The following is a 13,071-nucleotide window of genomic DNA, read 5'->3' as shown; positions in this document are numbered from 1 at the left end:
GACGGGAAACGAGCAGAATCAATCGGAAACGAGCGAAAGCGAGCAAGGATATACGAAACCGAACGAAAACGGAACGGCTCGCACTCGACCGACGATCAGTCGTCAGCCGGTGCAGCGCCGCTTTCTTCGGCCTGTTCTTTCGTCCAGGCGAGCTTGCCGCCGGCGGCGAGGATGTCGCGCTCACGCTCGGAGGCGTCGAGGGTCGCCGTGACTTCGTAGTCGTCGTTGATGCGGACGGTGAACTCCTCCTGGCCGGTGGTAACGGCCTCGTAGACGTCGTCGACGACTTCGATCTCGTCGCCCTGATCGATGTTCGCGTAGGTCTCTTCGTCGATCGTCAGCGGAACGATTCCGAAGTTGAACAGGTTTGCGCGGTGAATACGTGCGAAACTCTGTGCGAGGACGCCCTCGATACCGAGGTACATCGGACAGAGAGCGGCGTGTTCGCGCGAGGATCCCTGACCGTAGTTCTCGCCGGCGACGAGGAAGCCGCCGTCGGCCTCGAGCGCGCGCTCGGCAAACGTCTCGTCGACTCGAGAGAGGGTAAACTCGGAGAGTTTGGGTACGTTCGACCGGTACATCAGGATGTCCTGGGTCGCCGGGATGATGTGATCGGTCGTGATGTTGTCCTCCATCTTGAGCAGCGCGTCGCCTTCGATCTCGGAGCCGAGCTGGTCGCGGATCGGGACGTCTCCGATGTTCGGGCCCTTGATCAGTTCGTCGTCGACGGCCTCGTCGGGGCTGATGAGGTCCGTCTTGGAGCCGTCGTACTCGTCCGGAAGCTCGACGCCGGGATCCTCCAGGTCACCGAGTTCGTCCGCGAGGTCGCGCGGATCGACGATCTCGCCGGCGATCGACGCGGCCGCGGCGACTTCCGGCGAACAGAGGTAGACGTTGTCGTCTTCGATACCCGACCGTCCCTCGAAGTTGCGGTTGAACGTCCGCAGCGAGACCGAATCGGAGGCGGGGACGTGGCCGATGCCGATACAGGCCCCGCAGGTCGCCTCGGAGAAGTTGACGCCAGCGGCCATCATCTCCGCGACCCACCCCTCGCGGGCGAGCATCTCGGAGGCCTGCTTGGAGCCGGGAGCGACGATCGTTTCGGTCTCCATCGACGTTTCGCGACCCTCGAGCATCTTGGCGACGGGAAGGATGTCCTCGTAGCCGCCGTTCGTACAGGAGCCGACGATGACCTGTTCGACGGACTCGCCGGCGACCTCGCTGACGGGAACGACCTTGTCAGGCATCGACGGCTGGGCGATCAGCGGCTCGAGATCCGAGAGGTCGACGACGATCTCGTCGTCGTACTCGGCGTCGTCGTCGGGCTGGAGTTCGACGTACTCCTCGCCGCGGCCGACGCGCTCTAGGTAGTCCTCGGTCTGTTCGTCGGTCGGGAAGATCGACGTCGTCGCGCCGAGTTCCGTCCCCATGTTGGTGATCGTCATCCGTTCGGGTGCGGTGAGCGTTTCGACACCCGGGCCGGTGTACTCGAGGATCTTGCCGACGCCGCCTTTGACGGAGAGCCGTCGCAGGAGCTCGAGAATGACGTCTTTCGCCGTGGCCCACTCGGGGAGTTCGCCCTCGAGACGGACGCTGACGATCTCGGGCATCTCGATGTAGTAGGGAGCGCCGCCCATCGCGACGGTGACGTCGATCCCGCCAGCGCCGATGGCGAGTTCACCGAGGCCGCCGGGGGTCGGGGTGTGTGAGTCCGATCCGAGCAGCGTCTTGCCCGGTGCCGCGAAGTTCTCGCGGTGGACGTTGTGACAGATGCCGTTACCGGGGCGAGAGAAGTGAGCGCCGTACGTACCCGCAGCAGAGCGGAGGAAACGATGATCGTCCGTGTTTTTAAAGTCGAACTGATACGTCTGGTGATCACAGTACTGAGCGGCGATCTCGGTCTGAACCTCGTCCAGTCCCATCGCTTCGAACTGGAGCCAGACCATCGTCCCGGTCGTGTCCTGAGTGAGCACCTGGTCGATCTCGATCCCGATCTCTTCGCCGGTCTCGAGTTCTCCTTCGACGAGGTGATCGTCGAGAATTTTCTCGGTGAGTGTCTGTCCCATAGCAGCCGAAACTGGGCTGTCCGGCTTGATAAATCCAGCGTGTTTCTGTGGCGATCAACCGTGTTACTCCCGCCGTTGCGGCAGTTTTCACACGCTTTCGAATTCAACTGGCGCGACATCGAATCGACCCCCGTCTCGAACGGATACGCTTTTCTCGCTCGCACACCGCCGTGGTGATACGCTCATGTTTCGCTCCGGTGCGTTCGTAGCCGACTATATTTCACCGACGACCGACGATCAGGTCCAGCCAAACGGCGTCGACCTCACCCTCGATGTCGTCTTCGAGCAACTCGAGCCGGGGAGAATCGGCCGTGACGGCAAACAGATCGGTGATCGCGTCGCCCGCCCGCTCGAGGAACTCGAGCGCAAGGATCCCGATACCTACTACCTGCCTCGCGGTGCGTACATCGCCCGGTACGGCGAGCGAATCGAGATTCCCGACGGACACGTCGGCTTCGTCTATCCGCGCTCGTCGCTGATGCGCAACTCCTGTATGTTGAACACGGCGGTCTGGGATGCGGGCTACGAGGGCCGCGGCGAGGGGTTGTTACAGGTCCACCACGACATCGAGATCGAACGCGGGGCGCGAATCGCTCAGCTGGTGTTCGCGGAGGCAAGCCACGAGGACGTCTACGACGGAAGTTACCAGGGCGAAAACCTCGAGAACGATTGATTTCAACGTCTGTGAACGAACGGTTCGAACTGTCCGTACCTGTCTACCGATTCACCCGGACTGTTCGTGATCGCGCCGGAGCTGAGGGACAACGGTCCGTTCGATCTCCAGCCATCCAGTGGGTGCCGTCTCACTTTTCGCCCATCGGACCGAAGGGCTCGATATGATCGGTGACCACACATGATGGCGACCACCCACGTGTTCGCCGGACTCGCCGCCGTCGCTCCGGTCGCACTCGTGGTCCCGGAGTTTGCGGGTCCGCTCGCGCTGGGTGCCGTCGTCGGCGCGATTGCACCCGATTTCGACCTCGTTCTCGAGCACCGGCGGACCCTTCATTTTCCGGTCGCCGGCCTCGTTATCGCCACACCGCTCGCCGCGGTCGCACTCGTCGCTACCGCTACGTTCACCGTCGCGCTCGCAGCCGTTGCCTTCACAGCGTGGCTTCATGCCGCAAGCGACGCGCTCGGCGGCGGTCCCGAGATGGATCCCTGGAACGACCGAACCGAGCGTGCGGTCTACGATCACGTTCGGGGCCGGTGGATCGAGCCGCGTCGCGTCGTTCGCTACGATGGCGCACCCGAGGATGCGATCCTCGCGCTGTCGCTCGCGGCTCCCGTGCTGGTAATCTTCGACGGCTGGGTCACCGCCGTCGTCGCAGTCGGCGTCCCGATCACGGTCGTCTACGCTCTCCTTCGGCGGCGATTGACCGCATGGACGCCCGACTGGCTCGAGTGAGTGGTGTGATCGATCGGTCGCGTCGTCGTTTCCCTCTGCATCCTCTCCGATACGGGGTCGTCCCGCTCCATTTCCTCTCTACGGCGGAGACGGTCCCGCTCGCCGTACTGTCCCGTTCGCCGGCAAGTCGGAACGCTGATACCATCGCCACCCAAGCCACGGACATGGTCGATACGTTTCTCGCACAGACGACGCACCTCGTGTTCGCTTCGATCTGGGCCGGTAGCGTCTTTTACGTCGCCGTCGTCGTGTTGCCGCTGGCTCGAGACGGCGCGTTCAACACGACGAAGCCGCTCGAGGCGATTTCGGGCAAACTCACGATGATATCGCGGGTGAGTGCGCTCGTCTTGCTTCTCACCGGCGGTCACCTCGCCGGGACGCGATACACCGCGGAGAGCCTGTTCAACTCGATCAACGGTCAGCTCGTGTTGGTGATGGTCGCGCTCTGGCTCCTGCTGGCGGCGCTCGTCGAGATCGGCGCGAAACGACTCGAGGCCGGACTCAACGGCAAGAAACTTCGTGAGCCAGCAGCGGACGTCCTGGGACTCTACCGGGTAGCGGCCGTCGTGGCGATCGCGTTGCTCGTCGTCGCCGGAGCGATCACGACGAACGTACAGGCAGTGGTCTGAGATTCGATCCGTTATCGGCCGTCCGGGTCCGATACTGTTCGAAAATCGGTCTCTCATCGAAGAGAGACAGTCGTACGAAAGATACTTAGCCGGTTACTGTAACGTATTCCCATGATCATCAGGGGCAAGGACATGGCGGTCTCGCTGCTCGCGGTCGGGACGGCGGCGGTCGCCGGCTATCTGCTTCGCTCGAGTCGGTCGCGGGACGACTCCCCGCGGTCGAAGGCGGATCTCGGTGCGCGCCTGGTAGATAGAGACGAGATTCCCGCCGACGCGACGGTCGTCGACGTCTCCTCGCGCCGACTGGACGAGATTCCTGGCGCTCGGCGCGCGATCGAACGCGCCGTTCGAAACCGCGCACGCGAAGACTGGGAGCACGTGACGCTGGACCGCGGCGGTGCCTGGTCGGTCGTCGACGCGATCCGCGATTCGCTGCCGTACTACGACGGGTCCGACAGCCGGTACAACGGCGTCTACGTCCACTACGAAAACCGGTTCGTCGTTCTCGATGCGATCGGCTGGGCCCGTCTCGAGGAATCGCTGTACTGATCGACTCGAGACGATACGCGGTCGAAACGACGACGGACGCATTCGGCGGGTGGCCCACGGCCGAGAATCACAACCACTACCTCTCTCCTGGACGGAGCCACCAGCATGCAACTGGGCGTAATCGGACTCGGACGGATGGGACAGATCGTCGTCGACCGCGTACTCGGAGCCGACCACGACGTCGTGGCTTTCGACCTCGACGCTGAGGCGGTCGCGACGGCGGCAGACGCCGGTGCGGAGTCGGCCGATTCGATCTCCGATCTGGTCGATCGACTGGACGAGGAGAAACGGATCTGGCTGATGGTGCCCGCGGGTGAGGCGGTGGACGTTACCCTCGAGGAACTCGAGTCCCACCTCGGACCGGACGACGTCGTCGTCGACGGGGGCAACTCCTACTTCGAGGACTCCGTCCGACGGGCGGAGTCGTGTTCCGCCGCCTACCTCGACTGTGGCACCTCCGGCGGCCCGGCCGGTGCCGAACTCGGGTTCTCGCTGATGGTCGGCGGCCCCGAGTGGGCCTACGCGGAACTCGAGTCGGTGTTCGACGCCGTCGCGACCGGACCCGACGGTCACGAGCGGATGGGCGAATCGGGTTCGGGCCACTACGTCAAGATGGTCCACAACGGCGTCGAGTACGCGCTGATGCAGACCTACGGCGAGGGGTTCGAGTTGCTCCACGAGGGTCGGTACGACCTCGACTTAGAGTCGGTTGCGTCGGTCTGGAACAACGGCGCGGTGATCCGGTCGTGGCTGCTCGAACTCTGTGAGGAGGCGTTTCGCGAGGAGGGTTCCGATCTCGGCACCGTCGCTGATCGCATCGAAGGCGGTTCCACCGGAACCTGGACCGTCCAGGAAGCTCTCGAGCAGGAGGTCCCCCTGCCGCTGATTTACACGGCCCTGGGCGAGCGCTTCGACTCGCGAGCCGACGACGGCCGGTTCTCTCGACGACTCGCCAACCGACTCCGATACGGGTTCGGACGCCACGAGGTTCCTCGGCGCGAATAGTGATCCCCTGTTTCGCGTGGGCTTCGGCTACCACCACGTGCGCCGTGCGTTTCGGACGTGATCGACCGTAACGCCAGTTCGAGACGCGAAACGGGAACGTGATCGAAAACGAGCCATCCGTTTCGAACGCGCCTCATCAGGATCGGTAAGCCGGTGGAATTTTCGTCCTACACCTGGCGGGAAATCGACCTGTTCTTTCCTCGGGAAACCTGTGGACGGAATATTGGGTCACGTTCTTTACTACTGACCCCGACAGCGTTAGTTATGAACTCTTATCGCTCCTCGAGGACGGTTCGGGTCCCTGCCGACCAGGCGACGAGTTTGGCCATCGTCGACCTCGTCGCCCGGATGGACGACGTCGATCCCCTCGACCTCGATCCGCTGTATCACGCGATCGATCCCGATGCGCTCGATTCGATCTGTGAGTCCAGCTCCGGACCGACCGCTTTCGAGTTCCTCTATGCCGGCTGGACAATTACGGTCGAGAGTACCGGAGTTGCCGGCGAAACCGAGATTTCGTTGATCGACGCGCCTCGTCACGCTGACGCCGTCGAGATGGTCGACACGGAGTCGTCGACGTAGGTCGCTTCGCTACTCGAGCCGTTCGCTCGTGTCGGATGCGCCCCCGGTGTCGGGTCCGAACCCGCGAGCGACGATCGAACGCTCCTCCGCCGGAACGCCGTAGAGCGTACAGACGCGTTCGTGGATCGTGCTGTCGAGAGCGGCGATTCGTTCGTCGAGTTCTCGAGTGCGCTCGCGTGCCGCTCGGTACTCGGCCAGTTCGTCCGCGACGTCCTCGAGACGTGGAACGCCAAGCGCCTCCAGGCGCTCGAGCGGCGATATCGTTTTCGTTGCGGTTTCTCTGAACCCCGCAAACCCGCTCCCAGTGTCGACTGCGTAGGGAACGAACGTCTCGACGAGCGTTGCCATCCCGTCGTCGATTCCCGCGAGTTCAAGCGCTGGAACGGGCTCCGTTTCCGTGTATCCCCACCGGTCGGTGTCGACGTCGCACTTCGCGACTGAGTCGCCGTCGGTCGTCCCTCGGCCCGGCTTGTACCGGAGCGTCACCGAGACGACGACGCCGCGTTCGGTTCGGTCGACGTGGGCCGACCCGATCCGGAGCGTCGGCAATTCCTCCGTCGTCGCGGTGAGCATCGTGGCCGCCGACGTCCCATCCCCCGCACCGACGCCTCCACAGTCCGCACCGACGGACCGTTCTCCCATCCCGTTGCCGGCCACGGCTCGACAGCTTCGACGGTCTCCGAGCGACGGGCCGTCGTCGTACCGACCTAGATACGTCTCGATGGCCGAATCGATCTCGATTCGTTCCGCCGTCGACTCGAGTCGCCGTTCGACCGCGTCGACGAGTTTCGAATCGGGTCCGTCGTCCATCGCGATCGGAAACGCCTCGAACGTCGACTGGTTGATCTGTGGGAAGACCGATCGGTACGCCGCGTGTCTGTAGTAGTGGTAGTACTCGAGCAGCGGCGACGTGAGTACGCCGAGGAGATGTGCGTACGTTTCTCTCGGCTGCTGAACGTCGTCCGTCAGATGGATCGTGTAGGCCGATTTGACCGTCACCAGTCCGTCGGTGTCGAGCGTTCCGACGAGGGAATCGCTGGTCTGTCTGAAGACCAGCTTCGGGCTCCGGTACCAGCGGTCGGCTTTCTCGATGTCGTCAGGATCGACGTACCGGAGTTCGCTCTCGTCGATTCCGTACTCGAGGATCGCGCTCCCGGGTGCGATCGGTCGCGCGTTCGCCGTGGGATCGTCGCGAAGGAACGGCGCTCGCTTGCTAATCTCCTCTCCGCGACCGATCTCGACGGACGTCTCGAGTGGGGGATGGCCGGCCACTCGGGAGAGGACCGTGCGCGTGGTCTCGTCTAACCCAAGCAAGAATCGGTTCGCGGGCTGTCGTTCGAAGACTGTCCGCGGAATCTCCTCGTAGGTAATCGACCGCAATTCCTCCGCATCGCTCGCATCGGCACACGCGACGTCTTCGGTATCGTCACCGCTCACCAGGACGACCGCGCCCGTTTCGGCGCTCTCGAAGGCCGTCCCGATGCGGACGATCCACGAGGGTGGTGCGTTCTCGAGCAAGTACTCGCGGATGGGTTCAGCCCCCTCCCGCGCGAGGATCGAGTCGGGGACGACGAATCCCACACGTCCGTCGCCCGCCTGTCGGACCGCCCGCTCGTAGAACGCGACGTAGAGGTCGAACTGGCGCTCGGTGGTTTCGAATTCGGCCTCGAGATAGGATCGAAGCCTGGAATCGATCGCGGCGCTGATCGACCCACGCCCTGCGGTCGTCACCCAGGGCGGATTCGCGACGACGGCGTCGAATCCCGACGCGCCGTTCGACGCCTCGTTTCCGGGGGTAAGCGCGTCGATTTCGGTGGCGAGATCCGAGCCGGCGAACACGTCGGGAAACGCGAGCGGCCAGTGGACGTATCTCTCGGACGCCGCCAGCCGCTGTGCGTCCGCAAACCACGACGTTTCGACGAGGCTACGCCACGCCTCGTCGTCCGTCAGCGCCGCCAGCAACTGGTCGACGGCGTCGTCCCCCGCATCGAGGTCGAACGCCTGTGCCGTCCGGACGTTTGCGACCGCCTCGAGTCGCCGGCGAAGCGTCTCCTCTCCGATTTCGATCGACTCCCGTCCGTCGGTCGCCCCCTCTGCGTTCGCGTCACTACTGCTGGTCGCCGCCGGTTCGATCTCCAGGTCGTCGAACGTCCCGAGGTCGGCTCCGACGAGGGCGTTCCCGACGGTCAGGTGACGCTCGAGCGCCCGCGAACTCGTCCGATCGTCGTCCGTTCGGCCGCGAAGAACGAGTCGAGCGATCTCGACTGCGGTCGGATCGAGATCGACACCGTAGAGACAGTTCGCGACGATCCGACGACGGATCCAGTCGACAGTGCGGTCCGTATCGACCGCCCCGACGCCCGACCGGGCCGCCACGCGCTCTCGGAGGGTGACGAGTTCACCGACGAGGTAGTCGGCCGCGCTCGCGAGAAAGTAACCACATCCCATCGCCGGATCGAGGATGCGGAGAGCGAGCAGCCGCTCGACGAACGCGTCCAGATACGCCGCGTCCGAATCGACGGTGCCGTCGAGATCCGAGCCAATCTCCTCGAGCAGGGGAGAAAGCGTCCGTTCCACGACGTACTCGACGACGTGGTCGGGCGTGTAGTACGAGCCGGTCGCCTTCCGGTCGCTCGCGTCTCGAGTGAGATACACCGTCCCCGCTTCGATCCGGACGCCCCCGTCGCTTCCTTCGATCTCCTCGCCGTCGTTCTCCCCGGTATCGCCCGCCTCGCTCCCGCCGTCAGCCTCGTACACGATGCAGTCGTCGTCACCGAGTACACACGGTTGCTCGGTCACTGCGAGTCGGTACTCGAGCAGCGTCTCGTAGACCGAACCCAGATGCCGGCTATCGATCGACGCGACACCCGTAAACCGCCTCACGTCGACGTCCAACTGATCGGTGAAACGACCGTCGCTGCCCGCTCGACCGGGGGAGGAATTATCGGCGTCTCCGAGGTGGACCGACGAGCGTTGCTGGCTCTCGTTCCAGTCGATACCGTCCGCGACGAGTCGACAAAGCCACCGAACCGCCTGATCGTACACCGCCGACAGCTCGTCCGTCTCGATCGGCTCCGATCGCGGATCGGATTCGCCGGAACCGCGGTGCTCGAGGACCGCTCGAGCGACCGCTGGGGTCGCCTCGTGGAGGCGCTCTCTGTGTTCGACGGACAGCTCTCGCGACCCGTCGGTCGCGTCGATAGCACGCTCGAAAACCGGATCGCTTCCCGAATCACTCCGGACGATCGCGTGGCGAAACACGCAGTAGAAGTATTTGAAGTCGTCCAGGTCACCCGTCTCGAGGAGGCGCTCGAGGTCGATTTCGTAGTACGTGTCGAGTCGGCCGCCGGCGTCGTCGGCGTAGAGTCGCCACCGCTTGCCGTCCGTGAGGATCCCCCAGCGGACGGGGAGTCTCCCCAGAGACGTGACCATTCGGCGAGCCGGGTTTTCGAACCCGCGTTCGTCTCCGCGCTCACCGATCGACTCGAGCGAGCGACCCCATCGCCGCACGTCGACACCGGCGACCGCACTCTCGAAGGACGACCCCGTTCCATCGTCTTCGGCGGCGGTGTCGACCGTCGCCGTCGACTCGCGAACGGCGTACGTCGGCCGTCGTTGCGGTCGATCAGGTGGCGGCTCGGATTCCCCACGGACGACCGACAGACCGAGCGTTTCCAGTACCGGTCGGACGAGTGACTCCGCGAGTTCGGACATCCCGTCCGTCGGTGCGCCCTCTCGTTCGCGTCCCCAGATCGACCTGACCTCGTCGTACGATCGTCCGAGTTCGTCGTCGTTCACGTCGCTCCAGAGCGTCGTGTCGGGGAGTCGACCCTCGAAGCGGTCGGAGAACAGGCCGCGGTTCGTTCGGTAGCTCGGTGAGGGCTGCATCGAATTCGTACGCACCGGTGTTCGTCCGGTATGTTCAATCAGCGAGAGCGTATAGTCCTTGTGTGGCGACTCCAACCCATGGGGGGCTCGAGATGAGTCGAGAGTAGCTCCCGAAAGAAAATCGATTTAACGACTGAGACAGTCCTGTTCACATACCGTATGTCTGATAGATCTTCCGATCTCTTTGCTCCCCTCTCGTACGGACTCTTTTCGATTTTCCTGTGGAGCCTCTTCGCCAGCCTTGCCGACTTTCTCACCGGACAGGTGAACTATCTCGCGTTTACGATCGGAATCTTCGTCTGCGGAATCGTACTCTTCGGAGCCGACTGTTACCGAAAGCGAGATCGGCTTCGTACCGGCTTCGTTCGACTGGATCGCCGGGAGAAGGCGACGTTCCTCTCGTTCGTCTTTCTGTTCGGCGTACTGTTGGCGATCTACGACCTGACGTTTTACTTCGCCATCCAGACCGGACCGAGCATTCCCGCGAACCTCATCAATTACCTCTGGCCCATGTTGACGCCGATCTTCGCCGTCTTTCTCTTTCGTCGGCCGAACGACGAGATCACCGCGTACAAGATCGGAGCGCTGTTGCTCGCTTTCCTGGGGGCGATCATCGCCGTCTGGGACTTTTCCGGCGGAACGGACCTCGCATCCATGGAGTTGCGATTCAGTTACCTGGCAGCGTTCGTCGCGTCGATCGCCGCCGCGCTCTATCTCAACGCGCTCGACGTCGCACAGGATTACATCCCCTCGATCTCCCTGACGTACTTTCTCGGGATCCTGTTCGCGTTTCCGTTCCTCCTCGTTTCGGTCCCGATCTTCGAACTCACGGTTCAGGCGACCGCGGATTCGCTGCCGATCATCGTCCTCTATGGGATCGTGGTGTTCGTGGGCGGACAGTTCGCGTGGGGGCGTGCGATCACGAGAGGAAACAAGGTCGTCATCTCGGCGCTTGCGTATCTGACGCCCATCCTGAGTACGCTCTTTCTGTTCGTGCTCGTCGACGCCACGCTCACCCAGAGCATGGCCGCCGGCGGAACCCTGATCATCGTCGCGAACGTGTTGTTGAACGACTCGTTTCGGCACGTTTCCTCCGCTCGAGGCGCTGTAATCGGCATCTTCGCCGTTTCGATCGTCCTCTTCGTCGACCCGTCACTCGGCGGCAGTGAGACGTCTATCGGTGTCTTCGAGGGATTCGTTGCGACGATCTTCGCGATCCTCGCGGGGTTCATGCTCGAGCGCGTCTGGCGAATGAACCAGAGCGAGAACGAGTACGTCGTCGAGATGAACAACACGATGGAACAGTTCCTTCCGATCCTCGACGAACTCGAACGGGAGGATCGCGAGGCGTTCGTCGAACAGATCGACGCCGTCATGATCTCGATTCTCGAGTTGAATTACCTGAAAGACGCGTCGGAGCGGTTCGCACTCTCCCGACAGGTCCACACCGATATCAACGAGTTTCACGAGACGGCAACCGGACTGTTTGCGGAGACGGGCTACGAACGCCGTGCGACCGAGCTCTCGATGCAGTTCCGCAAGGACGTCAACAACTGGCTCATGCTGAATCAAGAGGGCGTGAGCCGCGGTGAGATGGGTATCCTGTGGATCCTTGGGACCGTTACGATCGTCTTGTTCATCGTGAACATGGGGAGTGGATTCCTCGAGAACGTGATCGCGATCGCTCTCAGCGGCGTGATCATCTTCATCATCCTGAAAATACGCGATTACAACTTCAACCGGACCGGAACGGAAAAAGCGCTGGTCGAACAGGACGTTATCCTGCAGATTGAACGCGAACCGTACTTTCCGTCCAAAGAGATGGTTCTCGACGGAGGATACGTCAAGACGATGAACGAAAACGACAGCGTACGGCTCGGTGAGGACCACGAGACGGCGATCGTAAAAGATCTCGCTCCGCACCTCTACGTGAGATACAGTCTCCTCGCGCTGGTCGGTCTCGGAATCTCCCTGATGATCGGACTGATCTACTTGCGGTCGGTCGGTCTGACCTGATACGGTCTACCGTGAGTCGTTACGGGAGCGACCGCAGGACGGCTCGCGGTCGCTCCGGTAAAAAGGTCACAGCAAACCGTCTGAGTGGATTCGCGTCTCGTCGTCGCCTGCGCACCCGTCGCTCGCAAATACCATCGAGGAAGCCGTCGACGCGGAGAGACGGCCGCGGAATCGCCCGCATGCAAGAGGTACCCTTTTCAGCGCCGATGGACAACGGAGAGACGATGAGTTCGTTCGAAACGCCACACGAGACCGGACGTGGATTCGGTCTCTCGAGTCGCGAGGCACGGGTCATCGGCGGCGCAAGCGCGTTGATGGCGATCAACGTCGCGTTGATGTACGTCTTCGTCTCGACGCCGCTCGCCGTCGTCAACGACTACCTGTTCGCCGCGCCGATCCTCGGCGTCCTGGTTTATGGGGCGGCCATCATGGTCGGCGAGCTGATCGCTGAACGCGGCGTCACGAGTGGCGATATGGGCGTGGCCTTCGCGGGCGTCGCCCTCTTGCAGCTCGCGTTCGGCGTCTTCGGAGCGGGCGTCATCTCGTTCGCACCGGCGGAGGCTCACCTCACGATACTCGGACTCACGGCGGCCGTAACAGCCGTCGCGACGGCGATTATCTCGGGGTACGTCTACGCCCGTTCGACGACGTTCGAACACTGGGGTCGGTTCGCTAACCTCGCGTTCATCGGCGGTGTCGTCGTGATCGCGATCGGAACGTTCGTCCTGCCAGCTCTGTTGGCCGTCGGATTCGTCTTCATCTTCCTCGGATTCCTCCTTCGACTCGGATACGAAATCTGGCAGGTTCGGGACAGACGGGACGCCTCCGCGACGCTGCAGACGATCGGCGTCTACATCGCCGTCGCCGGTGTCTTCGTCCACATCTTACAGCTCGTGATGCGATACGTCCTTTCACAGGAGTGACCGAC

10 protein-coding genes are annotated in these 13,071 nt (G+C 63.0%); 8 read left to right on the top strand and 2 right to left on the bottom strand.

What is annotated here, in order from left to right:
• Positions 1-95: 95 nt before the first annotated feature.
• On the bottom strand, positions 96-2,066 hold the full coding sequence (locus EA462_RS11345; RefSeq protein WP_124178687.1) for an aconitate hydratase: 1,971 nt from the start codon (positions 2,064-2,066) through the stop codon (positions 96-98).
• Between the two features lie 184 nt (positions 2,067-2,250).
• Here EA462_RS11345 and EA462_RS11340 point away from each other — a divergent pair, with 184 nt between their 5' ends.
• The 6 genes from EA462_RS11340 (at position 2,251) to EA462_RS11315 (ending at position 6,239) form a co-directional block, all read left to right on the top strand.
• Positions 2,251-2,739: a deoxyuridine 5'-triphosphate nucleotidohydrolase gene (locus tag EA462_RS11340; RefSeq protein ID WP_124178686.1), complete on the top strand. Its 489-nt coding sequence runs from the start codon at positions 2,251-2,253 to the stop codon at positions 2,737-2,739.
• A 180-nt stretch (positions 2,740-2,919) separates the two neighbouring features.
• Positions 2,920-3,474, top strand: coding sequence for a metal-dependent hydrolase (locus EA462_RS11335; protein WP_124178685.1), 555 nt, complete (start codon positions 2,920-2,922; stop codon positions 3,472-3,474).
• Between the two features lie 164 nt (positions 3,475-3,638).
• Positions 3,639-4,103: a copper resistance protein CopD gene (locus tag EA462_RS11330; RefSeq protein ID WP_124178684.1), complete on the top strand. Its 465-nt coding sequence runs from the start codon at positions 3,639-3,641 to the stop codon at positions 4,101-4,103.
• Between the two features lie 111 nt (positions 4,104-4,214).
• Positions 4,215-4,652, top strand: a complete 438-nt coding sequence (locus tag EA462_RS11325) for a hypothetical protein (protein ID WP_124178683.1) — start codon at positions 4,215-4,217, stop codon at positions 4,650-4,652.
• A 105-nt stretch (positions 4,653-4,757) separates the two neighbouring features.
• A complete protein-coding gene (gnd, locus tag EA462_RS11320; RefSeq protein ID WP_124178682.1) occupies positions 4,758-5,657 on the top strand; it encodes a phosphogluconate dehydrogenase (NAD(+)-dependent, decarboxylating) in 900 nt (299 codons plus the stop codon).
• A gap of 264 nt (positions 5,658-5,921) precedes the next feature.
• Positions 5,922-6,239, top strand: coding sequence for a HalOD1 output domain-containing protein (locus tag EA462_RS11315; protein ID WP_243641403.1), 318 nt, complete (start codon positions 5,922-5,924; stop codon positions 6,237-6,239).
• A gap of 9 nt (positions 6,240-6,248) precedes the next feature.
• Here EA462_RS11315 and EA462_RS11310 read toward each other — a convergent pair whose 3' ends face one another.
• Positions 6,249-10,142: an Eco57I restriction-modification methylase domain-containing protein gene (locus tag EA462_RS11310; protein ID WP_243641402.1), complete on the bottom strand. Its 3,894-nt coding sequence runs from the start codon at positions 10,140-10,142 to the stop codon at positions 6,249-6,251.
• Between the two features lie 144 nt (positions 10,143-10,286).
• Here EA462_RS11310 and EA462_RS11305 point away from each other — a divergent pair, with 144 nt between their 5' ends.
• Both EA462_RS11305 and EA462_RS11300 read left to right on the top strand, forming a co-directional pair.
• The gene (locus EA462_RS11305) at positions 10,287-12,143 is read left to right on the top strand and encodes a DMT family transporter (protein WP_124178681.1); all 1,857 of its coding nucleotides are present in this window, start codon (positions 10,287-10,289) and stop codon (positions 12,141-12,143) included.
• A 224-nt stretch (positions 12,144-12,367) separates the two neighbouring features.
• The gene (locus tag EA462_RS11300) at positions 12,368-13,066 is read left to right on the top strand and encodes a hypothetical protein (RefSeq protein WP_124178680.1); all 699 of its coding nucleotides are present in this window, start codon (positions 12,368-12,370) and stop codon (positions 13,064-13,066) included.
• The last annotated feature ends 5 nt before the right edge of the window (positions 13,067-13,071 follow it).

The sequence above is a fragment of the Natrarchaeobius halalkaliphilus genome (assembly GCF_003841485.1).
GTDB classification, from domain to species: Archaea; Halobacteriota; Halobacteria; order Halobacteriales; family Natrialbaceae; genus Natrarchaeobius; species Natrarchaeobius halalkaliphilus.
This window is presented reverse-complemented; position numbering and strand designations above follow the sequence as displayed.

What these genes read in the sequence shown, in the direction of transcription:
- EA462_RS11335 (WP_124178685.1), top strand. Translation starts at nt 2,920, where the DNA reads ATGATGGCGACCACCCACGTGTTCGCCGGACTCGCCGCCGTCGCTCCG.
- EA462_RS11300 (WP_124178680.1), top strand. Translation starts at nt 12,368, where the DNA reads ATGAGTTCGTTCGAAACGCCACACGAGACCGGACGTGGATTCGGTCTC.
- EA462_RS11345 (WP_124178687.1), bottom strand. Translation starts at nt 2,066, where the DNA reads ATGGGACAGACACTCACCGAGAAAATTCTCGACGATCACCTCGTCGAA.
- EA462_RS11315 (WP_243641403.1), top strand. Translation starts at nt 5,922, where the DNA reads ATGAACTCTTATCGCTCCTCGAGGACGGTTCGGGTCCCTGCCGACCAG.
- EA462_RS11330 (WP_124178684.1), top strand. Translation starts at nt 3,639, where the DNA reads ATGGTCGATACGTTTCTCGCACAGACGACGCACCTCGTGTTCGCTTCG.
- EA462_RS11325 (WP_124178683.1), top strand. Translation starts at nt 4,215, where the DNA reads ATGATCATCAGGGGCAAGGACATGGCGGTCTCGCTGCTCGCGGTCGGG.
- EA462_RS11305 (WP_124178681.1), top strand. Translation starts at nt 10,287, where the DNA reads ATGTCTGATAGATCTTCCGATCTCTTTGCTCCCCTCTCGTACGGACTC.
- gnd (WP_124178682.1), top strand. Translation starts at nt 4,758, where the DNA reads ATGCAACTGGGCGTAATCGGACTCGGACGGATGGGACAGATCGTCGTC.
- EA462_RS11340 (WP_124178686.1), top strand. Translation starts at nt 2,251, where the DNA reads ATGTTTCGCTCCGGTGCGTTCGTAGCCGACTATATTTCACCGACGACC.